This is a genomic window from Enterococcus sp. DIV2371 (assembly GCF_050498525.1).
Lineage (GTDB): Bacteria > Bacillota > Bacilli > Lactobacillales > Enterococcaceae > Enterococcus_B > Enterococcus_B mangumiae.
In genome coordinates, this window is the sequence record NZ_JBIPAJ010000001.1 from 1,304,527 (window position 1) to 1,330,368 (window position 25,842).

At 41.3% G+C, this 25,842-nt stretch carries 22 protein-coding genes; 21 read left to right on the forward strand and 1 reads right to left on the reverse strand.

Going from position 1 to position 25,842, the window contains the following annotated elements; genetic code table 11:
* The 4 genes from IGL24_RS06150 (at window position 1) to purB (ending at window position 4,543) form a co-directional block, all read left to right on the forward strand.
* Window positions 1–1,308, forward strand: a complete 1,308-nt coding sequence (locus IGL24_RS06150; RefSeq protein ID WP_207699389.1) for a solute carrier family 23 protein — start codon at window positions 1–3, stop codon at window positions 1,306–1,308.
* A gap of 320 nt (window positions 1,309–1,628) precedes the next feature.
* Complete coding sequence (purE, locus tag IGL24_RS06155; protein ID WP_206857958.1) at window positions 1,629–2,117, forward strand: 5-(carboxyamino)imidazole ribonucleotide mutase; 489 nt, start codon at window positions 1,629–1,631, stop codon at window positions 2,115–2,117.
* Window positions 2,110–3,234: a 5-(carboxyamino)imidazole ribonucleotide synthase gene (purK, locus tag IGL24_RS06160; protein WP_207114815.1), complete on the forward strand. Its 1,125-nt coding sequence runs from the start codon at window positions 2,110–2,112 to the stop codon at window positions 3,232–3,234. The genes purE and purK overlap by 8 nt, the downstream gene beginning before the upstream one ends.
* 13 nt (window positions 3,235–3,247) lie before the next feature.
* Window positions 3,248–4,543 (forward strand): adenylosuccinate lyase, encoded by a 1,296-nt coding sequence (purB, locus tag IGL24_RS06165; RefSeq protein ID WP_206857947.1) that lies wholly within the window; start codon window positions 3,248–3,250, stop codon window positions 4,541–4,543.
* Between the two features lie 128 nt (window positions 4,544–4,671).
* On the opposite strand, the gene IGL24_RS06170 is transcribed toward purB, so the two are convergent.
* Window positions 4,672–5,049, reverse strand: a complete 378-nt coding sequence (locus tag IGL24_RS06170) for a hypothetical protein (RefSeq protein WP_206857946.1) — start codon at window positions 5,047–5,049, stop codon at window positions 4,672–4,674.
* 257 nt (window positions 5,050–5,306) lie between these two features.
* Between IGL24_RS06170 and purC the strand changes: the two genes are divergently transcribed.
* From purC to lpdA, 17 genes are all read left to right on the forward strand, one after another.
* Entirely contained in the window at window positions 5,307–6,038 is a 732-nt protein-coding gene (purC, locus tag IGL24_RS06175; protein ID WP_207699388.1) for a phosphoribosylaminoimidazolesuccinocarboxamide synthase, read from the forward strand.
* Window positions 6,039–6,041: 3 nt separating this feature from the next.
* The gene (purS, locus tag IGL24_RS06180) at window positions 6,042–6,296 is read left to right on the forward strand and encodes a phosphoribosylformylglycinamidine synthase subunit PurS (RefSeq protein ID WP_207699387.1); all 255 of its coding nucleotides are present in this window, start codon (window positions 6,042–6,044) and stop codon (window positions 6,294–6,296) included.
* A gap of 1 nt (window position 6,297) precedes the next feature.
* Window positions 6,298–6,972, forward strand: coding sequence for a phosphoribosylformylglycinamidine synthase subunit PurQ (gene purQ, locus IGL24_RS06185; RefSeq protein WP_206857933.1), 675 nt, complete (start codon window positions 6,298–6,300; stop codon window positions 6,970–6,972).
* A complete protein-coding gene (gene purL / locus IGL24_RS06190) occupies window positions 6,973–9,195 on the forward strand; it encodes a phosphoribosylformylglycinamidine synthase subunit PurL (RefSeq protein ID WP_207699386.1) in 2,223 nt (740 codons plus the stop codon).
* Window positions 9,180–10,619: an amidophosphoribosyltransferase gene (gene purF, locus IGL24_RS06195; RefSeq protein WP_207699385.1), complete on the forward strand. Its 1,440-nt coding sequence runs from the start codon at window positions 9,180–9,182 to the stop codon at window positions 10,617–10,619. Before purL ends, purF begins: the two co-directional genes overlap by 16 nt.
* 30 nt (window positions 10,620–10,649) lie before the next feature.
* Complete coding sequence (purM, locus tag IGL24_RS06200; RefSeq protein ID WP_207699402.1) at window positions 10,650–11,693, forward strand: phosphoribosylformylglycinamidine cyclo-ligase; 1,044 nt, start codon at window positions 10,650–10,652, stop codon at window positions 11,691–11,693.
* A complete protein-coding gene (purN, locus tag IGL24_RS06205) occupies window positions 11,690–12,265 on the forward strand; it encodes a phosphoribosylglycinamide formyltransferase (protein WP_206857927.1) in 576 nt (191 codons plus the stop codon). Before purM ends, purN begins: the two co-directional genes overlap by 4 nt.
* The gene (gene purH / locus IGL24_RS06210; RefSeq protein ID WP_207699384.1) at window positions 12,265–13,797 is read left to right on the forward strand and encodes a bifunctional phosphoribosylaminoimidazolecarboxamide formyltransferase/IMP cyclohydrolase; all 1,533 of its coding nucleotides are present in this window, start codon (window positions 12,265–12,267) and stop codon (window positions 13,795–13,797) included. The genes purN and purH overlap by 1 nt, the downstream gene beginning before the upstream one ends.
* A 15-nt stretch (window positions 13,798–13,812) precedes the next feature.
* Window positions 13,813–15,078: a phosphoribosylamine--glycine ligase gene (gene purD, locus IGL24_RS06215; protein ID WP_207699383.1), complete on the forward strand. Its 1,266-nt coding sequence runs from the start codon at window positions 13,813–13,815 to the stop codon at window positions 15,076–15,078.
* A 118-nt stretch (window positions 15,079–15,196) separates the two neighbouring features.
* Complete coding sequence (locus IGL24_RS06220; RefSeq protein WP_207699382.1) at window positions 15,197–16,111, forward strand: aldo/keto reductase; 915 nt, start codon at window positions 15,197–15,199, stop codon at window positions 16,109–16,111.
* Between the two features lie 105 nt (window positions 16,112–16,216).
* Entirely contained in the window at window positions 16,217–17,371 is a 1,155-nt protein-coding gene (locus IGL24_RS06225; protein ID WP_207699381.1) for a hypothetical protein, read from the forward strand.
* Between the two features lie 237 nt (window positions 17,372–17,608).
* Entirely contained in the window at window positions 17,609–18,586 is a 978-nt protein-coding gene (gene guaC / locus IGL24_RS06230; protein ID WP_206857920.1) for a GMP reductase, read from the forward strand.
* A 110-nt stretch (window positions 18,587–18,696) separates the two neighbouring features.
* Window positions 18,697–20,130, forward strand: coding sequence for a PLP-dependent aminotransferase family protein (locus IGL24_RS06235; protein WP_207699380.1), 1,434 nt, complete (start codon window positions 18,697–18,699; stop codon window positions 20,128–20,130).
* Window positions 20,131–20,660: 530 nt separating this feature from the next.
* Window positions 20,661–21,770, forward strand: a complete 1,110-nt coding sequence (gene pdhA, locus IGL24_RS06240) for a pyruvate dehydrogenase (acetyl-transferring) E1 component subunit alpha (protein WP_010735671.1) — start codon at window positions 20,661–20,663, stop codon at window positions 21,768–21,770.
* 2 nt (window positions 21,771–21,772) lie between these two features.
* Window positions 21,773–22,750: an alpha-ketoacid dehydrogenase subunit beta gene (locus IGL24_RS06245; protein ID WP_206857917.1), complete on the forward strand. Its 978-nt coding sequence runs from the start codon at window positions 21,773–21,775 to the stop codon at window positions 22,748–22,750.
* 23 nt (window positions 22,751–22,773) lie between these two features.
* The gene (locus tag IGL24_RS06250) at window positions 22,774–24,423 is read left to right on the forward strand and encodes a dihydrolipoyllysine-residue acetyltransferase (protein WP_207699379.1); all 1,650 of its coding nucleotides are present in this window, start codon (window positions 22,774–22,776) and stop codon (window positions 24,421–24,423) included.
* 7 nt (window positions 24,424–24,430) lie between these two features.
* Complete coding sequence (gene lpdA, locus IGL24_RS06255) at window positions 24,431–25,837, forward strand: dihydrolipoyl dehydrogenase (protein ID WP_207699378.1); 1,407 nt, start codon at window positions 24,431–24,433, stop codon at window positions 25,835–25,837.
* Window positions 25,838–25,842: the final 5 nt, after the last annotated feature.

Genomic DNA, 25,842 nt, shown 5'->3' on the forward strand with positions numbered 1-25,842 from the left:
GTGGAAAAAGAAACACAAAATGGTAAAGCTGCTGTCTTAGGACTACAGCATTTATTAGCGATGTATGCAGGCGCTGTTGCTGTACCGTTACTGATCGGTACGGGGTTGGGGTTTAATCAAGAACAGATGACGTATCTTATCTCAATCGATATTTTTATGTGTGGGTTAGCCACACTTTTGCAATTGACTGTCAATCGCTTTTTCGGCATCGGCTTACCAGTTGTTTTAGGTTGTGCGATCCAAGCAGTAGCACCGTTGATTTTGATCGGTAGTACAGAAGGTGTAGGGGCAATCTACGGTTCGATCATCGCATCGGGGATTTTCGTCGTTTTAGTAGCGGGCTTCTTTTCTAAGATCAAAAAGCTCTTTCCACCAATCGTAACTGGAACAGTGATCACAGTGATCGGGCTGACATTGATTCCTGTAGCGATCGAAAAAATGGGTGGCGGTAGTGCAGCTGCTCCTGGATTTGGTGATTTGACTAATTTATTATTAGCGTTTGTGACGATCCTCTTGATCGTAGGCGTGCAATTATTAGGAAAAGGATTCATCCGTTCGATTGCAGTATTGATCGGTTTGATCGGAGGAAGTATCTTAGCGGGCTTCTTAGGTAAGATCGACTTAGGTGCGATTGGTCAGGCACCAGTTTTCCACGTACCGCAACCCTTTTATTTTGGCAAGCCGACATTTGAAATTTGGTCGATTTTATTGATGATCATCATTTCGATGGTGAGTATGGTCGAGTCAACAGGCGTATACTTTGCCTTGGGGGATATCACTGGCAAAAAAATTGGCGAAGAACAACTGAAAAAAGGCTATCGAGCAGAAGGTTTAGCTGTGGTCTTAGGTGGTATTTTTAATACATTTCCGTATACCGGCTTTTCGCAAAATGTTGGATTAGTTCAACTTTCTGGAATCAAAACAAGAAAACCGATTTATTTTTCTGCTTTCTTTTTGATCATTTTAGGTTTATTCCCTAAAATCGGTGCGGTTGCTCAAATCATTCCTGAACCAGTTCTTGGTGGCGGAATGCTTGTGATGTTTGGTATGGTTGCGATCCAAGGAATCCGTATGTTGCTAGAAGTCGATTTTACAAATGATAAAAATTTGTTGATTGCTGCGGTATCGATCGGTTTTGGCTTAGGATTCAATTTGATGCCTGAACTATTCAGTCAATTACCAGAAACAGTCCAAATGTTTACTGGAAATGGTATCGTCATGAGCAGTATCACAGCCATTGTTTTGAACTTAGTCTTCAACGGACTAAAACAAGACGAGAAAATCATTAAAGAAGCACTGAAGGATTGATCTAAGTCCCTTCACAAATAATAGTGAACAAAAAATGCAGAGAATCTGAAAATGGTTGATATTTTCGGGTTCTCTGCTTTTTTAGTTGAAGGATAGGCAACAGGCTTTTTTGATGTGTTTGAAAAACAGGAAGAACAGTTTTAACGATTTGTTAAAAAACGAATTATTTCGATCATGGAAAAACTTGTTTTGAAGTTTTTTTGATCGATTCCAAAAAACGAACAATAATACATATTAAGTTGATTTCATTCGAATTTCACTTGATTTTGAAGATAGCGATTGATAAAATATGAGTGAATACAAATCGAGAGGAGAAACGAATGACTGCAAAAATTTCTGTGATCATGGGAAGTATTTCGGATTGGGATACAATGAAACATGCGTGTGAGATCATCGAAGAATTTGGTGTTCCATATGAAAAGAAAGTGGTATCTGCGCATCGGACACCTGATTTGATGTTCTCATACGCTGAGGAAGCTCGAGAAAAAGGAATAAAAGTCATCATTGCTGGGGCGGGCGGTGCTGCGCATCTACCAGGGATGGTTGCCGCAAAAACGACCCTACCGGTAATCGGTGTTCCTGTCCAAAGCCGAACATTGAACGGATTAGATTCTTTGTTGTCCATCGTCCAAATGCCAGGCGGCGTCCCTGTAGCGACAACCGCAATTGGAAAAGCTGGAGCAATTAATGCCGGTCTACTTGCGATACAGATGCTTTCAATGTATGATTTAGAATTGGAGGCTGCATTAGCGAAACGACGCGCAATGTCGGTTGAATCTGTAATAGAAAGTAGTGATCAACTTGGTTAAACCATTATTACCAGGATCGACGATCGGGATCGTCGGTGGTGGACAGTTAGGTCGCATGATGGCGATCAGTGCAAAAGAAATGGGATTCAAAGTCGGTGTACTTGATCCAATGAATGATTGCCCGGCTGCTCAAGTAGCAGATTGGCATATCGAAAGTTCATACGATGATACTTTTGCCTTGGAGGAACTTGCAAGAAGAACTGAGGTTATCACCTACGAATTTGAAAATGTCAGCGTGGAAGCGCTGAATGCGATTTTGCCCATGTCATTTATTCCTCAAGGGACAGATTTGTTGGCGATCACGCAAGATCGTCTTTTAGAAAAATCTTTTTTAGAAACAAATAATATTGTGATCGCACCACATGCGACGATCGTTAGTCCAACAGATATCCAAGATGCAATCGATGGTATCGGCTATCCTTGTGTGTTGAAAACAACTCGAGGCGGATATGATGGGAAAGGGCAATATGTTCTGAAGAGTCGAGCAGACTTAGCTCCTGCGATGGATCTTTTAAGAGAAGGGACTTGCGTATTAGAAGCATGGATCCCATTTGAGAAAGAACTATCGATCATGGTTGCTGGAAATGGACAAGGACAATATATGACATTCCCAGTTGTTGAAAATATCCACCGCAACAATATTCTTCATGAAACGATCGCTCCAGCAACGGTTCCAACTGATGTGATCGAAGAAGCAGAAAGGATCGCGAAAGTGATCGCCGAAGCAGTTAGTTTGTCCGGTGTACTTGGCGTCGAAATGTTTTTGACAAAGACCGGCGGATTATACGTCAATGAATTAGCGCCACGTCCACATAATTCAGGACACTACACCTTGGAAGCTTGTGGGATGACGCAGTTTGATGCGCATATTCGCGGAATCTGTGGCTGGCCGTTAGCTGAAAAAGTGCCACTATTGAGCAAAGCAGTCATGGTCAACGTTTTAGGCGAGCAACTATTAGAAAGTTACAATTTGATTGCCAAAAAACAAGATTGGAAATTCCATTTTTATGGCAAGAAACAAGCAAAAAAAGGTCGTAAGATGGGACATATCACGATTTTGACAGAAGATATCGAGGCGACATTGAAAGAAATCGAAAAAACGAATATTTGGGACTAAAGGAGAATACTTGATGTTAGAACGTTATACACGACCTGAAATGGGCAATATTTGGACAGAGCAAAACAAATACCAAGCATGGCTAGAAGTGGAGATCCTTGCTGATGAAGCTTGGGCAGAGTTAGGAGAAATACCTAAGGAAGATGTCGCAAAAATTCGTGAACATGCGTCTTTTGATATTGATCGTATCTTAGAGATCGAACAATCGACTCGCCATGATGTCGTTGCCTTTACTCGAGCTGTGTCTGAAACACTTGGCGAAGAAAGAAAATGGGTCCATTATGGCTTGACGAGTACAGATGTTGTCGATACGGCTTACGGTTATCAAATCAAACAAGCCAATGACATTTTGCGAGAAGATTTGAAACGTTTCACAGCGATCATAGGCGAAAAAGCAAAAGAGCATAAGTATACCGTGATGATGGGACGTACGCATGGTGTGCATGCTGAACCAACGACTTTTGGACTGAAATTGGCTACTTGGTATTCTGAGATGAAACGAAACATCGAACGTTTTGAACATGCAGCAAAAGGCGTAGAAGCAGGGAAAATTTCTGGCGCTGTTGGTACGTTTGCGAATATTCCACCGTTTATCGAAGAGTATGTCTGCGAAAAATTAGGAATACGTGCGCAAGAAGTATCGACCCAAGTTTTACCACGTGATCTGCATGCAGAGTATTTTGCAACGATGTCATTGATTGCGACAAGTATTGAGCGTTTTGCGACTGAGATCCGCGGACTTCAAAAATCTGAGACACGTGAAGTGGAAGAGTTTTTTGCGAAAGGACAAAAAGGTTCATCAGCAATGCCTCATAAACGGAATCCGATCGGGTCAGAGAATATGGCAGGTTTAGCACGTGTGATCCGTGGACATATGATCACCGCTTACGAGAATGTTTCGCTTTGGCACGAAAGAGATATTTCACATTCTTCTGCAGAACGAATCATTTTACCTGATACAACGATCTTGCTTGACTACATGTTGAACCGTTTCGGCAATATCGTTAAAAACCTTACAGTATTCCCAGAAAACATGAAGCGTAACATGGAAGCTACTTTCGGCTTGATCTACAGTCAACGTGTTATGTTGAAATTGATCGACAAAGGCATGACAAGAGAAGAAGCTTACGATCTTGTTCAACCTAAGACTGCTTATTCATGGGACAATCAAGTTGCTTTCCGTCCGTTATTAGAAGAAGACGAAGCGATCACTTCTGTTTTGACATCAGAAGAAATCGATGAAGCCTTTGACTATAACCATCACATGAAAAATGTTGATGTCATTTTTGAACGTGTTGGTTTAGCCTGAATCGATCGGGTAGAACAAAAAGCTGCTTTATGTATAAAACACGAACAATAGATGACTAAAACGATTATTTCAAATTGAAGAAAAAAAGAACATCCTTCAGATCAACTACTGAAGGGTGTTCTTTTTGTTTAGGCGTAAGCGATTTGATGACCAAAATCAAAATGTTGTGAATGAAGAAGGCTCAATAAGGTCTCGACAAAAGTGTAGCCTAACTCTTGTTGGTCGAACGTTACACGCAATCGATAATGATGCTTGAAGAGCTTTTGCTCATGGATTTGTTTGATCACTAATTCATGGTTGTTTTGTGTCTGATAATGAAACGTTCGCTTTCGACATTCTGTTTGTCGTTTTGCTGCACGACGAAGTTTTCTAAATGTATAAAAGCTTCGATCCTTCATACAGGCATCAACATCTTTGATGGCAAGCAGATCATTATATAAGCGTGATTTTTCTTCTACAGATAAATCGAGTAAAAAACTTTGGGCAGACGTACTTGGATCTTCCATTCAGTAACCTCCTTGAAACATCTAACTGTTTTATTTAAATCTACTATATCACCAATCAAGAAATGTGTAAACGCTTCTTAACGAAGAAGCATGAATCTTAAGAATGGTGTTAAAACCGAACATTAAACGTTTTTAATTAATGAAATGTACACTTTTATATTGCTTTGAATTCAGAGCCTTGGTAAAATTTAAAGTGAAAAGACGAACAAATATTACGCGTTGCCAAAGCAACGTTAATAAAACAAGGAGTCGTTGACATGGAAAAACGAGATTTGCTCTATGAAGGAAAAGCAAAAAGAATGTTTCGCACGAATGATGAATCTGTCTTATGGGTGGAGTATTTGGATCAAGTAACAGCCCTCAATGGTGGGATGAAAGATCAGATGCAAGGGAAAGCTGAATTAAACAATCAAATCACAAGTGCTATTTTTGAATACTTAGCGACACAAGGAATCAAAAATCATTTTATTGAGAAATTATCAAAAACCGAACAATTAATTAAAAAACGGTCGATCATTCCCTTGGAAGTGGTCGTGAGAAACATTGCAGCTGGAAGTTTTTCAAAGCGTTTAGGAGTAGAAGAAGGACAAGTGTTACCAACACCGATCGTTGAATTTTATTATAAAAAAGATGAATTAGATGATCCATTCATCAATGATGCCCATGTTACTTTTCTGGAGTTGGCAACACCAGTAGAGATTGCAGAGCTAAAAAAACAAGCGTTGCAAATCAATGAACATTTGAGTGAACTGTTCAAAAAAATCGATTTGCAATTGGTCGATTTCAAAGTGGAATTTGGACGAACTGCGTCAGGTGAAATCGAACTGGCAGACGAGATCTCCCCGGATACTTGTCGTTTATGGGATCTTGTGACCCATGAACATATGGATAAAGATGTATATCGACGGAAGATCGGTGATATCATTCCTGTTTATCAAGAAGTACTGAATCGTTTAAATCAATTATCAATCGAAAATAAAGGAGAATAAATCATGTATTTTGTAAAAGTGTACGTAACATATAAGGACTCAGTATTAGACCCTCAAGGAGAAGCAGTTAAAAATGCGGTTCATCGTTTAGGTTACGATGTGATTGAAGAGATTCGTATCGGAAAATATTTTGAGATCCAAGTGTCAGCGAGTGAAGAGGAAGTTGAGGCAACGATCGAAGCAATCTGTGATCGCTTATTAGCAAACGTCAATATGGAAACTTATCGTTATGAAATCAGCAAAATGGAGGAAGTTTAGCATGAAATTTGCCGTGATTGTTTTTCCTGGATCAAATTGTGATGCTGATTTACTTTGGGCGATCCGTGATGTGATGGGCGCAGAGGCGGACTATGTTCGTTATGATGAAACTTCTCTTGAGGGCTATGATGGGGTGTTGATCCCTGGTGGCTTTTCTTACGGCGATTACTTACGTAGTGGGGCGATTGCTCGTTTTTCTGCAATCATGGATGAAGTGATCCGTTTTGCGGAAGAAGGTAAACCTGTTTTTGGTACATGTAATGGCTTTCAAGTATTGACGGAAGCAGGATTATTACCAGGCGTCCTAAGAAGAAACGATTCACTGCGCTTCATTTGTAAATCAGCGGCACTGAAAGTCAACAACCAATCCATGTTCACTTCAGAATATGACGAAAATGAAGTCATTGAGTTGCCAGTAGCACATGGAGAAGGCAATTATTTTTGTGATGAAGAGACACTTCAAGAACTGATCGACAACAACCAAATCGTGTTTACATACGAGGGAGAAAATATTAACGGCAGTGTAGCGAACATTGCGGGAATCACAAATAAAGCGGGAAATGTGCTAGGGATGATGCCTCATCCAGAACGAGCGGTGGAAGCATTGCTAGGCTCAGAAGATGGCAAACGTTTCTTTGTTTCCCTATTGAAGAATTTCGGAAAGGTGACTGCATAAATGAAAACAATGATCGAACCAACTGCATTAGAAATCAAAGAACAAAAGATTTATACGCAATGGGGATTGACGGACGAGGAATACCGTATGATCGAAGAAGATATTTTAGGTAGAATGCCTAACTATACGGAGACTGGTTTGTTCTCAGTGATGTGGAGTGAACATTGTTCTTACAAAAATTCAAAACCGATCCTAAAGAAATTCCCTACAAGTGGGCCAAAGGTGTTGCAAGGCCCAGGTGAAGGGGCGGGGATCGTCGATATTGGCGATGGTCAAGCAGTAGTTTTTAAAGCAGAAAGTCATAATCATCCTTCAGCAGTTGAACCCTATGAAGGGGCTGCGACTGGTGTTGGTGGCATTATTCGCGATATTTTCAGCATGGGCGCACGTCCGATCGCTTTACTTGATTCTTTGCGTTTTGGTGAATTAGATAATCCTCGCACCAAATATCTTTTAGAAGAAGTCGTTGCGGGTATCGGAGGCTACGGCAATTGTATCGGTGTACCGACGGTTGGCGGCGAGATCGCCTTCGATCCTTGTTATGAAGGCAACCCATTAGTGAATGCGATGTGTGTTGGTTTGATCGACCATAAAGATATCCAAAAAGGTCAAGCATCAGGTGTGGGCAACTCGATCATGTATGTGGGTGCTAAAACAGGTCGTGACGGTATCCACGGTGCGACGTTTGCCTCTGAAGAGTTTAGCCAAGAAGAAGAACAACAGCGTTCAGCAGTCCAAGTAGGCGATCCGTTTATGGAGAAATTATTGTTAGAAGCTTGTTTGGAATTGATTTTGGAGCACTCAGACATTCTAGTAGGTATCCAAGATATGGGAGCGGCAGGTCTTGTTTCCTCTAGTTCAGAAATGGCTTCAAAAGCTGGTTCTGGCTTGATCTTGACCTTAGATGATGTGCCGCAACGTGAATCGCACATGACACCTTATGAAATGATGTTGTCTGAATCACAAGAACGGATGTTGATCTGTGTGAAGGCAGGTGCAGAAGCGCGAGTCCAAGAACTATTCCAAAAATACGACTTAGATGCAGTAACGATCGGAAAAGTGACGGATGACGGTCAATACCGTTTGTATCATCATGGAAAAGAAGTAGCAAATCTTCCTGTCGATGCCTTGGCTGAAGATGCTCCTGTGTATCATAAAGAAATGGTTGAACCTGAACGGATGGCGAAATTCCGTGAATTAAGCCAATACCAACCAGTGATTTCTGATCCGAACGAAACTTTGACAGCTTTGCTGAAACAACCAACGATTGCATCCAAACGTTCGATTTATGAAACCTATGATTCTCGTGTGCAGACGAATACAGTCGTGGCTCCTGGTAGTGATGCGGCAGTCTTGCGGATTCGTGGCACGAAGAAAGCGTTAGCGATGACGACAGATTGTAATGCTCGCTATATTTACCTTGATCCAGAAGTTGGTGGCCAGATCGCAGTTGCAGAAGCAGCACGCAATATCGTAGCTAGTGGTGGTCAACCATTAGCAATCACTGACTGTTTGAATTATGGCTCACCGGACAAACCAGAAGTCTTCTGGGAGTTAGCTTATTCAGCTGACGGGATCGCCAAAGCATGTGACATGTTGGAAACACCTGTGATCTCTGGAAATGTTTCTTTATACAACGAAACGGACGGACAAGCGATCTATCCTACACCGATGATCGGGATGGTCGGATTGATCGAGGCGCATGAACATATCACGACCCAAGGATTCAAACAAGCGGGCGATTTGATCTACGTGATCGGTCAGACGTTTGCGGACTTTAATGGGAGCGAATTGCAAAAGATGCAACTTGGTCGAATCGAAGGAATGGTCGAACATTTTGATCTAACGAACGAAAAAGAAAATCAAAACTTAGTATTGGAAGCAATCAAAGCGGGATTGATCCAAAGTGCGCATGACTGTGCAGAAGGCGGCTTAGCGGTGGCTATCGCTGAATCAGCATTCACCAATGGATTGGGTGTATCGACAACAGTTGATTTGCCAGTCGCTCACCTGTTTTCTGAAACACAATCACGTTTTGTCGTATCCGTGACAAAAGAAAATCAACAAGCATTTGAAAAGTTAGCTGGTAATCGTGTGACGCTCCTTGGTCACGTGACTGAACAGGAACAATTAGTGGTGCAAGCGAGTGATGGAAGCATTGACTTGCCAGTCGCTTCTGCGAAACAGTCTTGGGAGGAAGCAATCGAATGTCTTATGAAGTAAGAAGTATCAATGAAGAATGTGGAGTGTTTGGCGTTTGGGGACATCCCCAAGCTGCCAACGTCACTTATTTTGGTTTGCATAGTTTGCAACATCGGGGACAAGAAGGCGCTGGTATCGTATCGAATGATGAAGGAAAGTTATATGGTCACCGTGATCTTGGATTGCTTTCAGAAGTTTTCAAAGATCCACGAAAACTAGCTGCATTATCGGGACAGGCAGCGATCGGTCACGTTCGCTATGCCACCGCTGGCAATGGCAGCGTGGATAATATCCAACCTTTCTTGTTCAAGTTTTATGATCAATCGATCGGATTGGCTCATAATGGGAATCTGACGAATGCTCGCTCGTTGCGTACGTCTTTAGAAAAAGATGGCGCTATCTTTCATTCAAATTCAGATACAGAGATTCTGATGCATTTGATCCGTCGCAGTAACGAAGAGACATTTTTAGACCGACTGAAAGAAGCGTTGGCTGAGGTAAAAGGAGGATTTGCCTACCTTTTATTAACAGAGGACTCAATGGTTGCGGCCTTGGATCCAAATGGTTTCCGCCCATTAGCCATTGGTCAGATGAAAAATGGGGCGTATGTCATTACTTCTGAAACGTGTGCGTTGGAAGGAATCGGCGCGCGTTTCGTACGTGATGTCTTACCTGGAGAAATCGTGATCATCAATGATGAAGGGTATACGATCGAACAATACACAACTGAAACGCAATTGGCGATCTGTTCAATGGAATATATTTATTTTGCCCGTCCTGACTCTGATATTGCGGGGATCAATGTTCATACGGCACGTAAAAATATGGGGAGACGTTTAGCAGCCGAAGCACCGATCGATGCAGACATGGTGGTTGGTGTGCCAAATTCTTCTTTGTCCGCGGCAAGTGGCTATGCTGAAGCAAGCGGGATTCCTTATGAAATCGGATTGGTGAAAAATCAATACGTGGCTCGTACGTTCATCCAACCAACGCCAGAATTAAGAGAGCAAGGTGTTCGAATGAAGCTTTCTGCGGTTCGTGGTGTTGTTGAAGGCAAAAAAATCATTATGGTCGATGATTCGATCGTTCGTGGCACGACGAGTCGAAGAATCGTGAATTTATTAAAAGAAGCTGGCGCAAAAGAAGTCCATGTACGTATTGCTTCCCCGCCATTAAAATATCCATGTTTTTATGGCATCGATATCCAAACGAGAAAAGAACTGATCGCAGCGAATCATTCGATTGAAGAGATCAGAGAATGTATCGGCGCCGATTCGTTGGATTTCTTAAGTGAAGAAGGATTGATCGAAGCTATCGGGTTGCAAAAAGATGCACCTTATTCAGGGCTATGTATGGCTTATTTCAACGGCGATTATCCAACACCGCTGTATGACTATGAAGAGAAATACCAAGAATCTTTAAAAGAAAAAGTATCATTTTTTTAGGTGGAGCAAATGAAGGGAGCAAGTAATCAAATGGGCAATGCGTATGCAAAAGCAGGCGTGGACGTAGAAGCGGGCTACGAAGTCGTGGATCGCATCAAAAAACATGTGAAGAAAACAGAAAGAATCGGTGTGATGGGTGCGCTGGGCGGCTTCGGTGGCTGTTTTGACCTTAGCGCGTACAAGTTAAAAGAACCGGTCTTAGTTTCTGGGACAGATGGTGTAGGTACTAAGTTAGCGGTAGCTATCGCCGCAGATCGTCATGAAACGATCGGTATTGACTGTGTGGCAATGTGTGTCAATGATATTTTGGCGCAAGGAGCAGAACCTTTATACTTTTTAGATTATCTAGCAACAGGAAAAAATGATCCGGAACGGTTAGAAAAAGTCGTCGCTGGTGTGGCAACTGGTTGTGTATCAGCCAATATGGCATTGATCGGTGGAGAAACAGCAGAAATGCCTGGCATGTATCAAGGAGACGATTATGATTTAGCTGGTTTTGCGGTAGGAATCGCAGAGAAAAAGCAATTGATCACTGGTGAAACGATCGCCGCAGGAGATATCTTATTAGGGTTGCCTTCAAGCGGTATTCATTCAAATGGCTACTCTTTAGTTCGCAAAATCTTTTTAGAACAACAAGGATTTTCGTTGGAGGAAACAATCGAAGGGTTAGATGCTCCGTTAGCAGATGTATTGCTTGAACCGACGAAAATCTATGTTTCAACCTTATTGCCATTAGTTAAAGAAGAAAAGATCAAAGGGGCTGCGCATATTACAGGTGGCGGGTTTATTGAAAATATTCCTCGGATGTTACCAGAAAATATGGCTGCAAGCATCAAACAAGGCACGTGGCCGGTTTTACCGATTTTTGATGCGCTACAGAAATATGGTGAGATCCCTGCCCATGAAATGTATGAAATCTTTAACATGGGGATCGGCATGGTCATTGCTGTGGCGCCAGAAGATGCGGCTGGGATCATCGAGAAGATCCGTGAGTCTGGCGAAGAAGTGTACCAAATCGGTCAAGTAGTGCCGTTTGTTGACCAAAAAGTAGTGATCGAAGAGGGAAAAAAATGAAGATTGCCGTATTTGCTTCTGGAAATGGCAGTAACTTCCAAGCATTAGTCGATTATTTCAAAAAGAATCAACTTTCTGCGACGATCGACTGGTTATTCTGTGATCAGCCAGAGGCGTATGTCTTGCAACGTGCTAAAAAAACCGGGACTGCTTTTACTAGTTTTTCACCAAAAGAGTTTGCATCAAAGTCGGAGTATGAACAAGCGATCCTTGAAGAGTTGGACAATCGAGGAATCGATTTGATCGTGTTGGCTGGCTACATGCGCATCGTTGGTGAAGACTTGCTCGCGGTTTATGAAAATAAAATGATCAATATCCATCCCTCGTTATTACCGGATTTTCCTGGTTTGCATGGGATTAGGGATGCTTTTGAGGCAGGAGTAGATGAAACAGGTGTAACCGTTCATTATATCGATCGTGGTGTCGATACAGGCCCAATCATCCGTCAAGAAAAAGTGACGATCGAAAAAGAGGATACATTAGCCACATTAGAAGAAAAAATCCATCAGATCGAACATCGGATCTTTCCAGAAGTGATCGCAAATTTAGTAAATATGGGAGATGTAAAATAATGACAAGAGCGTTAATAAGTGTTTCGGATAAAACTGGGATCGTTGAGTTTGCGAAAGGATTACGTACTGCAGGTATCGAGATCATCTCTACAGGTGGGACGAAAACAGTATTAGATGAAGCAGGGATCGATACGATCTCCATCGATGAAGTGACTGGCTTTCCTGAGATGATGGATGGCCGAGTAAAAACGTTACATCCTAAGATCCACGGAGGATTGTTAGGGCGACGAGACATCGAGAGTCATATGGCAGCGATGGAAGAAGAAGCGATCCAACCAATCGATGTTGTCTGCGTCAATCTCTATCCATTCAAAGATACGATCCTAAAACCGGAAACGACTGAAGCGGACGCGATTGAAAATATTGATATCGGTGGTCCAAGTATGCTGCGCAGTGCAGCCAAGAACCATGCCTTTGTGACAGCCGTCGTTGATCCATTCGATTATGAGGTCGTTTTGGCAGAAATCAAAAAAGACGGTCAAACGACCCTTGAAACACGCAGAAAATTAGCGGCTAAAGTTTTCCGACATACAGCTGCTTATGATGCGTTGATCGGTCAATATTTGACAGCTGCTGTGGGCGAAAAAGAGCCTGAAAACCTAACACTTACTTATACGCACAAACAAGATCTACGCTATGGTGAAAATAGTCATCAAGAAGCTGCGTTTTACCAGTCTGCTTTACCAGTGGAATACTCCATTGCAAGTGCAGAACAATTGCACGGGAAAGAACTTTCTTTCAATAATATTCGCGATGCAGATGCTGCTTTACGTATCATGAGAGAATTTACAGAACCGACAGTCGTTGCATTGAAACACATGAATCCATGTGGCATCGGAAGCGGGGAGACGATCTTCTCAGCTTGGGAAGCTGCTTATGCTGCTGATCCAGTATCGATCTTTGGCGGGATCATCGTGTTGAATCGTGAAGTCGATTTGGCTACTGCCCAAGCAATGACTCAATTGTTTTTGGAAATCATCATCGCTCCTAGTTTCAGTGAAGAAGCACTTGCTGTTTTGAAAACCAAGAAAAATCTCCGCTTGTTACAAGTTGATTTCGCAAATGTGGCGGAAAGTGCCAATGAAATGGTATCAGTCCTTGGTGGTTTATTGATCCAACAAGATGATGTTGCAATGGAAGAACCAGAAAGTTGGACTGTCGTAACTGATCGCCAACCTACGAAAGAGGAAGAAGCTGCGATGGCTTTTGCATGGAAAGCGGTAAAACACGTTAAGTCTAATGCCATCGTTGTAGCCAATCAACAGCAAACTCTTGGTATTGGCGCAGGTCAAATGAATCGTGTCGGTTCAGTCAAGCTTGCAATCGAACAAGCAGGAGAAAAAGCAGAAACCGCAGCTTTAGCAAGTGATGCGTATTTCCCAATGGATGACTCTGTCGAATACGCTGCGAAGCATGGTATCAAAGCAATCATCCAACCTGGTGGAAGTATCAAAGATCAAGCGTCGATCGACATGGCAAATAAACATGGCATTGCGATGGTATTTACTGGCGTACGCCATTTTAGACACTAAGAGGGAGCGAATAAAATGAAATGTTTAGTTATTGGCTCCGGCGGACGGGAACATGCAGTCAGTAAGAAACTTGCAGCTAGCCCGTTGGTCGAAGCGGTATATTGTGCCCCTGGAAATCCGGGGATGAAAAAAGACGGAATCAGACTAGTGGATCTTGCGGAAACAGATCATGGAAAACTGATTGGATTCGCTCAAACTGAAGGCATCGCATGGACGTTCGTAGGTCCAGAGGTTCCCTTACTTAATGGGATCGTTGATGATTTCCAAGCAGCTGGACTAGCTATTTTTGGTCCAACGAAAGCAGCGGCATTGATCGAAGGTTCAAAGAGTTTTGCTAAAGAGCTGATGGCACGTCAAGGAATTTCCACCGCAGATTCACAAACTTTTACAAGTTTTAGTGAAGCGAGAACCTACATTGAAGCAAAAGGTGCGCCAATCGTCATCAAAGCAGATGGATTAGCTGCTGGTAAAGGGGTCGTTGTGGCAGAAACACTTGAAGACGCAGTCAACGCCGCTTCAGAGATGTTAGAAAATGATCGATTTGGTGCGAGTGGGCAGCGAATCGTCGTAGAAGAATTTTTATTTGGCGAAGAATTTTCTTTACTTGCTTTTGTTCGCGACACAGAGGTTTATCCAATGGTGATCTCGCAAGATCATAAACGAGCATATAATGAAGATAAAGGGCCAAATACTGGTGGAATGGGCGCGTATACACCTGTACCGCAAATTCCTCAATCAGTGGTCGATCAGGCGATCGAAGAAGTGTTGAAACCAGCAGCACAAGGCATGAAAGAGTTAGGACGCTCATTTACAGGTATTTTATATGCTGGTTTGATTGCTACGACTGATGGTCCGAAAGTGATCGAGTTCAATGCTCGTTTTGGTGATCCGGAAACGCAAGTTGTCCTGCCTCGTCTCAAAAGTGATTTAGCGGAAATTATTGATCGTCTGTTATCAGACAAACCGATCGAGTTGACATGGGAAACTGAAGGATGTCGCCTAGGTGTAGTGGTGGCGGCAGAAGGTTATCCAGGAACTTATCAAAAAGGGACGTTACTCCCAGATTTTTCATCTGACACAGAAGTTTCAGTCTATTATGCTGGGGTCGAGGAAGAATCAGGAGATCTGGTAAGCTCAGGAGGGCGTATCTATCTGGTAGAAGCAAGTGGTCAAACCATCGAAGAAGCGCAAGAAAAAATATACTCTGTTTTAAAAGTCAAGAATACTGACCATACTTTCTATCGGACGGACATCGGCTCTAAAGCCTTGATGCCAAAGTAAAAGCTGTGTAAAAAGATAAAACTATTTTTTGCTGAAAAGGAAAAATAGTTTTATTTTTTTTGAAGCCTTTTCATGGTGGTTATGGTAAAATCGAGGTGGTAAGAAAGGATGAGATTTGATGAAAAAGATTCGTTTAGGGGCTTCTGACCAGCTCGTATCCTCCGTCATTTTAGGCTGTATGCGTTTGAATGGTTCTGAACAACCTGAGAAAGTGATTGAAACAGCTTTTGAAAATGGCATCAACTTTTTTGACCATGCGGATATTTACGGTGGTGGGGACTGTGAAACGATTTTTGCTCAAGCGTTAGCAAAAACTTCGCTAAAACGTGATGAATTATTTATCCAAACAAAGTGCGGGATTGTCCCAGGAGTGATGTTTGATTTTTCAAAAAAACATATCATTCAATCCGTGGAAGATAGTCTTCGTCGATTGAACATGGAGTATGTCGACGCATTATTACTTCACCGTCCAGATACATTGGTTGAACCAGAAGAGGTAGCTGCGGCTTTTGATGAACTGGAGCAATCTGGGAAAGTTCGTTTCTTCGGTGTGAGCAATCAAAAACCGATGCAAATCGAATTGTTGAAAAAATATGTCCGTCAACCGTTGTTGGCGAATCAATTGCAATTTGGTCTTAAACACTCAGAAATGATCGATCAAGGAATCCATGTGAATATGACTGATGAAGCAAGTGTGGACCATGATGGCAGTATCTTAGATTACTCACGTTTACATGACATGACGATCCAAGCGTGGTCGCCATATCAATATGGTTTCTTTGAGGGAGTGTTTATTGGCAATGAGAAATTCCCTGAATTAAATCGGTCGTTAGATGAACTGGCAGAAAAATATCAGACAACACCAACTGGGTTAGCTTCTGCTTGGATCTTACGTCATCCAGCTAATATGCAAGTCATTGCTGGAACGATGAATCTTAAGCGAATTGAAGAAATCGCTAAAGCATCAACGATCGATATGACTAGAGAAGATTGGTATGCACTATACCGCGCAGCTGGCAACATTTTGCCATAAAACAAAAGATATCATTGACCGACTCTCTGTTTTTAGATGAGCAAGAGAGTCGGTTTTATAAAAAGAAAAAAACGATGAGTTGCATCGAAGAAAAGAGGAGAATCAATGGACAAAAACCTAAGAAAATTATTACAAAATGAGAGAAAACACTTATATAGCGATTTTAGTACAATACATAAAACACAACAAAAGCTTTATAAAGAAATCATCAAAGAACAAAATAATTTATTGAATAGATATCCTAAAAATGAAAAACAAGCAAGATTACTCGTTGTTGCAATCAACGCCTATGATGCTAAGGTAGATAAATGGGTTGCCAATGCCATGAGAATGGAGAAAATAGAGAAACATATCAAGGGTATTCGTTTGAAATTACATGCGGGAATAGAGCAACCAAGTAAGGCATTTAAAAAAATGGGGTATCAGGAAAATTCAGCAATCAATCTGCTTGAAAAACGGAACGAGACTTTTTATCCGAAGGTATTCCATGGATTGATCGAAAAAGTCACTTCTTTCCATCGTCCGGATTTCACTTTCACTCATGGAGAAGCAAAAATTCCAGAAAAGGTTGAATTGGATTTAAGCAAAAAGACGCTCCAAGCTCGTAAAGATCGTTTGACAGCTGAACTGAAAGTACTACATAAAGAAGTGCATGAATGGAAAAATGAATTAGAAGGATTAACGAAACAAGTGTTACAGAGTCAGAAAGATATACAAAATCCCGATTTTCGAACGGAGTTCATAACAGGATTGGAATCTCATCATTCAATCGATAATATTACTAGACCAGTGCTCGATTCGGTCGAATCATTACATTCAAGTATGTTGAGTTACGGTGCTGCGTTGATTCATTTACATAAAAAAGACGAACAGCTCTTTGAAACTAGAGAAAAAATCAATAGCAGCAAGGAGTATGTTGAGGGTAGTAAGACCTTAAAAGAGTTGAATTATAAGCGTGGAGATGCGCTTGCAACTCTAACAAAAGTGCATAGAAACCACTATACGCCTCAAGTGTTAGGAGCCATTGATTATATAAGAAGTCAAGGAGCAGAAGTTGAGCGAGCGGTCAATGTACATAGACGATTAGATACTAATAATAATATTCAAATTCGGCGAGACTTGCAGACTGGTGGTTCTTTTGCAGATCGGACTAATGCTGCGAAAGATCAAGCAAAAACGATGCAAAACAGACGGTTGGGAATTATTAATCAAGATAAAAGTCGTAAGCCAAATGATAGTAAACAAAAAAGTGATCGTTGATAGGGATTGTGACGAATCAAACGAACAAGCAAAGATTAATACGAAAAAGCGAACATTTTTAAAAATGTTTGCTTTTTTTAACGAAAAGTTAATTAATGATAAAATACAGTTTTTTTATTATAAAAAGCTTGATTTTTTATTTGATTTACGTTAAATTACATGAGGTGCTAAAAATAAGCACGAAAAAAGAAGGTAATGTTCGTGTTTTGACGAATATAAACCCGAGAGGAAGATATGATGAAAGTATTTGATTACGAAGATATTCAACTAATTCCTAATAAATGTATCGTAAACAGCCGTTCAGAATGTGATACTACAGTGAAATTAGGTTCACATACATTTAAGATGCCTGTTGTACCAGCTAATATGCAAACGATCATTGATGAAACGATTGCGGAATTTTTAGCTGAAAATGGTTATTTCTATATCATGCATCGTTTTGAAGAAGAAACACGAATCCCGTTTATCGAAAAAATGAAAGAAAAAAACTTGATCTCTTCTATCAGTGTTGGTGTGAAGAAAGACGAGTATGCCTTTGTAGAAGAATTAGCAGCAAAATCACTTGTGCCTGATTATATAACGATTGATATTGCTCATGGACATTCGAATGCTGTGATTGCGATGATCCAACATATCAAAAAGCATTTACCGGATACGTTTGTGATTGCTGGGAATGTAGGGACACCAGAAGCGGTTCGCGAACTAGAAAATGCCGGCGCAGATGCAACTAAAGTGGGGATTGGCCCAGGAAAAGTATGTATCACAAAAATCAAAACTGGTTTTGGTACTGGTGGTTGGCAACTAGCAGCGTTAAGATGGTGTGCAAAAGCAGCACGTAAACCAATCATTGCAGATGGCGGGATCCGCACACCTGGAGACGTGGCGAAATCTGTTCGTTTTGGTGCAACGATGGTGATGATCGGCTCATTGTTTGCTGGACATGAAGAATCACCGGGAGAAACAAAAGTAGAAAACGGAGTTGTCTATAAAGAATACTTCGGCTCTGCTTCTGAATTCCAAAAAGGCGAGAAGAAAAACGTCGAAGGTAAGAAAATCTGGATCCAACATAAAGGATCATTGAAAGATACGTTAGTCGAAATGCAACAAGATTTACAATCTTCCATTTCATATGCTGGTGGACGCGATTTAGAATCGATTCGAAAAGTTGATTACGTGATCGTTAAAAACTCGATTTTTAATGGAGATACGATTTAATTCAAAAGAAAAGGATTGGTAGGAGAAATCTTACCAATCTTTTTTTTGATATTTTTATTTCTTTTGAAACTACGCTACAATAGTAGAAAGTAAATTATTGGAGAATAAATATGTGGACGAAAGTAAACAAAAATAAAGGGTCTGCCTACCAACAGGTCATGGACCAGATCGTAAAGAAAATCGAAAGTGGTCAATTGCAGCCAGGGGATAAGTTGCCTTCTGAACGATTATTTGCTGATTTTTTTGGTGTGAATCGTACGACAGTCGTTCATGCGTTAGATGAGTTGAAGGGATTAGGGATCTTGGAAAGTCGCCGAGGGAGTGGGCGGTTTATTAGTTCTTTGACGTGGGGCGATTTTTCAGAACCAAGGATCGATTGGCGACAGCTTATTTCAGCTCGGTATGGAAAAATAGTCGATACTTATGGAGAAAAGGTCAAAGAGGCAAGTCGAAAATCTGATTTTTTAGATCTCTACTCAAGCGAGATGCCAGTTGATGTACTTCCAAATGTCGAAATGCCCAATTATACATTAGAAGGTATCATAAAAGAAGAACAAGCCGTTTCGGTGTTTGGCTATCAACCATTGATGGCGCAAATCAGAGAACGATTGGTGAAAACCAACGGATTTTCGTTTAAAAAAAGTCAACTGCTAGTCACTGGCGGAGGGCAACAAGCGATTTTTCTTATTTTACAGACGATTTTGTCAGTAGGAGATGCAATTGCTGTCGAATCACCCACCTTTTTTTACGGTTTACCTTTGTTCAAAGCCTTAGGTACAAGGTTATTTGGTATTCCGATGGATGAGCATGGGATTGATTTAGATCGTTTAGAAGAAGCCATTCTCAAACATAAAATCAAAGCGGTCTTGGTTAACCCTAACTTTCAAAATCCAACAGGTACAGTGATGTCTGCTGAAAGGCGCCAACATTTGGTCGTGCTTTGCCGCAAATATAAACTACCGATCATTGAAGATGACGTGTTTTCTGATTTAGCATTTTCTCCTGAAACACAAGCGGCTATCTCTCCGATCCATGCTATTGATCCAGAGAATGTTTTATATGTAGGTTCGCTATCTCGGCTTCTAGGGGAAACAACAAAAATCGGCTGGATCGTCGGTCCAGCTATTCTTATCCAACGATTATCTGAAGCGCAGAAAATGATGGACGTTTCTTTGAGTATCTTTACACAAATGGCCGCCACTGCGGTTTTTGATTCTTCGTTTGAACAGAATATGACAAGTCTTCGTCAAAGATTAGAAACGAACAGCCAACTTATACGGGAATGGATCGATTCCCAAGATTTCTTTCAATTAGCGCCTCTTTCGGGAGGTTACTACGCATGGTTGACTTGGAACGGTGGAAAAATGACTAAGGCATTAGCAGAAAGATTGTTGCGTGAGGGGGTAGGTGTAGCTCCAGGTTATCTTTTTGGTGAAGAAAAGGGGTTAAGGATCAACTATAGTCGTTTAGAAAGGCAACATCTTCCATTGTTTATTGCACAAATGGATAAACTCCGTCGCTGGTTGGAGGAAGAAGGACATTAGAATACGCCGACAGAACGAAAAGAAGAGGTAACTTTAGTTATTTTTTCTTTTCGTTTTTGTTTTGTGAAAAAATTTCTCTAAAAATGGACGAATTGCTTATAAATCAAAAGAAATGTGCTGTTGTACAGGCTTATTGTTTGTAAAAAAGCCCTTAATAAGGATAAAATTAAAGTAGGTGATTTGTGTAATCACTCACTATTATGTAAAAAATTAATACAGTGGTTGTTAAAAGGTTGTAACAACTAGGATGCAGAAATGAAACGGTTGTTATAATAGTGGAAGATCATCTCTTTGTTCTTTTAGGAAAAATGTAAACCGCTTACTACATTGTGATTACCTTCACTATTTCAACAGAGATAGCGATTGTTATAATTTTTTTAAATGGTGAAAATTTGTGCTTAAAGCTTGTATTTCGGAGGAATACATGATAATTTATTAGTGAAGCCGGAGAAATAGTGATACAGATATCGTCACTGTTTCAACGCGGAATGAAGAGAGTTTCTTATAGATGAGAGAGGAATGTGTGATAAATGGCAAACAAGAAAACACCTATCGACTTCCAAGCGTTGCTTGAAGAAGTCAATTCAGATTTTCCGGTATACCAAGCACTTGATCAAGATGGGAAAGTAGTTAACCCTGATCTTGTTCCAGATTTAACAGATGAAGAGTTAGTAGAATTGATGACTAGCATGGTTTGGTCTCGTGTATTGGATCAACGTTCTACAGCATTGAACCGTCAAGGACGCTTAGGATTCTTTGCGCCAACAGCCGGTCAAGAAGCAAGTCAATTAGCTAGTGCCTTCGCATTTGATAAAGAAGATGTACTATTACCAGGTTACCGTGATGTTCCACAATTGATCAAACACGGCTTACCTTTATCTCAAGCATTTTTATGGTCTCGTGGACATGCAGCTGGGAACTTCTATCCAGAAGAATTGAAAGCTCTACCACCACAAATCATTATCGGTGCTCAATACGTCCAAGCAGCAGGTGTTGCATTAGGACTTAAAAAACGTAACAAGAAAAATGTTGTCTTCACTTATACAGGTGATGGCGGTTCTTCTCAAGGTGATTTCTATGAAGCAATCAACTTTGCTGGTGCTTACCATGCGAATGCAGTCTTCTACATCCAAAACAACGGATTTGCGATCTCAACACCTCGTGAAAAACAAACAGCAGCTAAAACATTAGCGCAAAAAGCAGTAGCAGCTGGAATCCCTGGTATCCAAGTGGATGGTATGGACCCATTAGCAGTGTACACTGTTTCAAAAATGGCACGTGACTGGGCAGTATCTGGTAACGGTCCAGTATTGATCGAAACATTGACTTACCGTTATGGTCCACATACATTATCAGGTGATGACCCAACTCGTTACCGTGAAAAAGATGTTGACGATGAATGGCAATTGAAAGATCCATTGATCCGTTTCCGTAAATACCTAACTGAAAAAGGATTATGGAGCGAAGAAAAAGAAGAAGCAGTAATCGAACAAACAAAAGAAGAAATCAAAGCAGCGATTGCAGAAGCTGATAAAGTTCCAAAACAAAAAGTTTCAGATTTCTTGAAAAATATGTTCGAAGAAACACCACAAACAATCAAAGAACAAATTGCAATCTATGAAGCGAAGGAGTCGAAATAACCATGGCACAAAAAACAATGATTCAAGCAATCACAGATGCCTTAGCACTTGAACTTGAAAACGACGAAAACGTACTCGTTTTTGGTGAAGATGTCGGCAAAAACGGAGGCGTATTCCGTGCAACAGAAGGATTGCAAGAAAAATTCGGCGAAGATCGCGTATTTGACACTCCTTTAGCAGAATCAGGTATTGCCGGATTAGGTTTCGGTTTAGCACTTGAAGGATTCCGTCCCGTTCCTGAAATCCAATTCTTTGGATTTATCTTTGAAGCGATGGATGAAGTTGTCGCACAAATGGCTCGTACAAGATACCGTATGGGTGGTACAAGAAATATTCCAGTAACGATCCGTTCACCATTTGGTGGTGGTGTCCATACACCAGAATTGCACTCAGACAACTTGGAAGGATTGATTGCTCAATCACCTGGTATCCGTGTAGTAATTCCATCAAACCCATATGATGCAAAAGGATTATTGATTGCTTCTATTAGAAGTAATGACCCTGTTGTCTTCTTGGAGCATATGAAACTTTATCGTTCATTCCGTGAGGAAGTGCCAGATGAAGCATATGAAGTGCCATTAGACAAAGCAGCAGTGACTCGCGAAGGAACAGATGTATCGATCATCACTTATGGTGCGATGGTTCGTGAAGCAATCAAAGCCGCAGACAATCTTGAAAAAGAAGGAATTTCTGTTGAAATCGTTGACCTAAGAACAGTTGCTCCTTTAGATGTGGAAACTATCATCAACTCTGTTGAAAAAACAGGCCGTGTCGTTGTCGTTCAAGAAGCACAACGTCAAGCAGGTGTAAGCACTCAAGTGATTTCTGAAATCTCTGAGCGTGCGATTCTTTCATTAGAAGCTCCAATCGGACGCGTTTCTGCGCCAGATACTGTTTTCCCATTCGGTCAAGCAGAAAACATTTGGTTACCAAATGCTTCTGACATCGAAGCAAAAGTTAAAGAAATCGCAGAATTTTAAGGAAAGAAAGGACGTTAAACCCCATGGCTTACCAATTTAAATTACCTGATATCGGTGAAGGTATCGCAGAAGGTGAGATCGTTAAATGGTTTGTTCAACCAGGCGATACGATCAATGAAGACGATACATTATTAGAAGTTCAAAATGACAAATCAGTGGAAGAAATTCCATCTCCAGTAACAGGAACAGTTAAAAGCATCGTTGTTCCAGAAGGTACAGTTGCCAATGTTGGCGATGTATTAGTAGAAATCGATGCACCAGGAAATGAAGACAATGAAGGTAGCGAAGGCGTTGCAGCAACTGAGCAAACACCTGAAAAACCAGCTGCTGAACCAACAACAGAAAGTTCATCTGCATCAGCAGGAGCTTCTGAAGGCGGCGTATTCCAATTCAAATTACCTGATATCGGTGAAGGTATCGCAGAAGGTGAAATCGTTAAGTGGTTTGTGAAAGCCGGCGACACGATCAATGAAGACGATACGTTATTAGAAGTACAAAATGATAAATCAGTGGAAGAAATTCCATCTCCAGTGACAGGAACAGTCAAAAACATCGTTGTTTCAGAAGGTACAGTTGCGAATGTTGGTGACGTCCTTGTTGAAATCGATGCACCTGGACACAACAGTGCACCTGCAAGTAAACCTGCTGAATCTGCAACATCAGAAACAAAAGTTGAAACTTCAGGTTCTTCAAGCGTAGCAGAAGCAGCTGATCCAAACAAACGTGTTCTAGCTATGCCATCTGTTCGTCAATTTGCTCGCGAAAAAGACGTAGATATCACTCAAGTTGCAGCAACTGGAAAAGGCGGACGTGTGACAAAAGAAGATATCGAAAACTTCTTATCAGGCGGAGGCGCTTCAGCACCTGCTGAAAAACCAGCTGAATCAGCTGCACAAACAGAAGCACCTGCTGAAAAACCAGCAGAAACAAAAGCAGCTCCAGCGAAAGCATTCAAATCTAACTTAGGCGACTTAGAAGAACGTGTAGCATTGACTCCGACACGTAAAGCAATCGCCAAAGCAATGGTCAACAGCAAACAAACAGCTCCTCATGTGACATTACATGATGAAGTAGAAGTAACGAATCTTTGGGATAACCGTAAGAAATTCAAAGAAGTTGCAGCTGCTAATGGCACGAAATTAACGTTCTTGCCTTATGTTGTCAAAGCATTGACTGCTACAGTGAAGAAATTCCCAATCTTGAATGCTTCAATTGATGATGCAAAACAAGAAATCGTTTATAAAAACTATTACAATATCGGTATTGCAACAGATACAGACCACGGTTTGTATGTACCGAATGTGAAAGACGCTGACCGTAAAGGTATGTTTGCGATCGCCGACGAAATCAACGAGAAAGCGAAACTTGCACATGATGGTAAGCTAGCTGCTGATGATATGCGTAACGGTACGATCACAATCAGTAACATTGGTTCAGTTGGTGGCGGCTGGTTCACACCAGTAATCAACTACCCAGAAGTAGCAATCTTAGGGGTAGGAACAATTGCTCAACAACCAATCGTCAATGCTGAAGGTGAAATCGTTGTTGGTCGTGTAATGAAATTATCATTGAGTTTCGATCATCGAATCGTCGATGGTGCGACAGCACAACAAGCAATGAATAACATCAAACGTTTATTAGCTGATCCAGAGCTATTAATGATGGAAGGATGAGAAACAAATGGTAGTTGGAGATTTTGCTGTTGAATTAGATACAGTTGTAATCGGTGCGGGACCTGGTGGCTATGTAGCTGCCATCCGCGCTGCTGAAATGGGCCAAAAAGTAGCGATCATCGAAAGAGAATACATTGGCGGCGTTTGTTTGAACGTTGGATGTATCCCTTCTAAAGCATTGATTGCTGCGGGTCATCATTATCAAGAATCACTTGATTCATCAATGTTTGGTGTGACAAGTGAAAACGTCACTCTTGATTTTACAAAAACACAAGAGTGGAAAGACAACAAAGTAGTAAAAACATTGACTTCAGGTGTCGGCTACTTGTTGAAAAAACACAAAGTTGAAACGATTGAAGGGGAAGCATTCTTCGTAGATGATCATACATTGCGTGTGATCCATCCGGATTCTGCTCAAACTTACTCATTCAACCATGCAATCGTAGCAACAGGTTCACGCCCAATCGAAATCCCAGGATTTAAATTTGGCGGTCGCGTGTTAGATTCTACTGGTGCCCTAGGTCTGACAGAAGTTCCTATAAAATTCGTCATCATTGGCGGAGGAGTAATCGGTGCAGAACTTGGCGCAGCTTACGCAAACTTAGGTTCTGAAGTAACGATCCTTGAAGGTTCACCACAAATTTTACCAACGTATGAAAAAGACTTAGTAAAATTAGTTGAAGACGACTTCAAGAAAAAAGGCGTAACAGTCGTGACAAATGCAATGGCTAAAGAATCTGTTGACAATGGTGACAGCGTTACTGTCAAATATGCAGTAGACGGCAAAGAAGAATCAGTTACTGCTGACTACGTGATGGTCACAGTTGGTCGTCGTCCAAACACTGAAGATATGGGCTTAGAACAAGCCGGTGTTGAAATCGGTGAACGTGGTTTGATCCCAGTGGACAACCAAGGACGTACGAATGTATCAAACATCTTTGCAATCGGCGATATCGTTCCTGGTGCAGCTTTGGCTCACAAAGCAAGCTATGAAGCGAAAATCGCAGCAGAAGCAATCTCTGGTAAAAAAGTTGCTGTTGACTACAAAGCAATGCCAGCTGTTGCCTTTACTGATCCTGAATTAGCATCAGTAGGGATGACGATCAAAGAAGCAAAAGAAGCTGGACTAGAAGCAACTGCCTACAAATTCCCATTCTCAGGGAACGGTCGTGCGTTATCATTAGGTAAAACAGAAGGCTTTATCCGCTTAGTGACAACGAATGAAGACAATGTCATCATCGGTGCACAAATCGGCGGAGTCGGTGCGAGTGATATGGTTTCTGAACTTGCCTTGGCAATTGAGTCAGGTATGAACGCTGAAGATATCGCGTTGACGATCCATCCACATCCATCATTAGGTGAGATCACAATGGACGCAGCTGAATTAGCTTTAGGTTTACCAATCCACATTTAAACAAA

Coding starts and splice junctions, on each gene's coding strand:
- purN (WP_206857927.1), top strand. CDS start 11,690: ATGAAGATTGCCGTATTTGCTTCTGGAAATGGCAGTAACTTCCAAGCA.
- purD (WP_207699383.1), top strand. CDS start 13,813: ATGAAATGTTTAGTTATTGGCTCCGGCGGACGGGAACATGCAGTCAGT.
- IGL24_RS06220 (WP_207699382.1), top strand. CDS start 15,197: ATGAAAAAGATTCGTTTAGGGGCTTCTGACCAGCTCGTATCCTCCGTC.
- purL (WP_207699386.1), top strand. CDS start 6,973: ATGAAAACAATGATCGAACCAACTGCATTAGAAATCAAAGAACAAAAG.
- purM (WP_207699402.1), top strand. CDS start 10,650: ATGGGCAATGCGTATGCAAAAGCAGGCGTGGACGTAGAAGCGGGCTAC.
- purF (WP_207699385.1), top strand. CDS start 9,180: ATGTCTTATGAAGTAAGAAGTATCAATGAAGAATGTGGAGTGTTTGGC.
- IGL24_RS06245 (WP_206857917.1), top strand. CDS start 21,773: ATGGCACAAAAAACAATGATTCAAGCAATCACAGATGCCTTAGCACTT.
- IGL24_RS06235 (WP_207699380.1), top strand. CDS start 18,697: ATGTGGACGAAAGTAAACAAAAATAAAGGGTCTGCCTACCAACAGGTC.
- pdhA (WP_010735671.1), top strand. CDS start 20,661: ATGGCAAACAAGAAAACACCTATCGACTTCCAAGCGTTGCTTGAAGAA.
- IGL24_RS06170 (WP_206857946.1), bottom strand. CDS start 5,049: ATGGAAGATCCAAGTACGTCTGCCCAAAGTTTTTTACTCGATTTATCT.
- lpdA (WP_207699378.1), top strand. CDS start 24,431: ATGGTAGTTGGAGATTTTGCTGTTGAATTAGATACAGTTGTAATCGGT.
- purC (WP_207699388.1), top strand. CDS start 5,307: ATGGAAAAACGAGATTTGCTCTATGAAGGAAAAGCAAAAAGAATGTTT.
- purH (WP_207699384.1), top strand. CDS start 12,265: ATGACAAGAGCGTTAATAAGTGTTTCGGATAAAACTGGGATCGTTGAG.
- guaC (WP_206857920.1), top strand. CDS start 17,609: ATGAAAGTATTTGATTACGAAGATATTCAACTAATTCCTAATAAATGT.
- purS (WP_207699387.1), top strand. CDS start 6,042: ATGTATTTTGTAAAAGTGTACGTAACATATAAGGACTCAGTATTAGAC.
- IGL24_RS06225 (WP_207699381.1), top strand. CDS start 16,217: ATGGACAAAAACCTAAGAAAATTATTACAAAATGAGAGAAAACACTTA.
- IGL24_RS06250 (WP_207699379.1), top strand. CDS start 22,774: ATGGCTTACCAATTTAAATTACCTGATATCGGTGAAGGTATCGCAGAA.
- purE (WP_206857958.1), top strand. CDS start 1,629: ATGACTGCAAAAATTTCTGTGATCATGGGAAGTATTTCGGATTGGGAT.
- purB (WP_206857947.1), top strand. CDS start 3,248: ATGTTAGAACGTTATACACGACCTGAAATGGGCAATATTTGGACAGAG.
- purQ (WP_206857933.1), top strand. CDS start 6,298: ATGAAATTTGCCGTGATTGTTTTTCCTGGATCAAATTGTGATGCTGAT.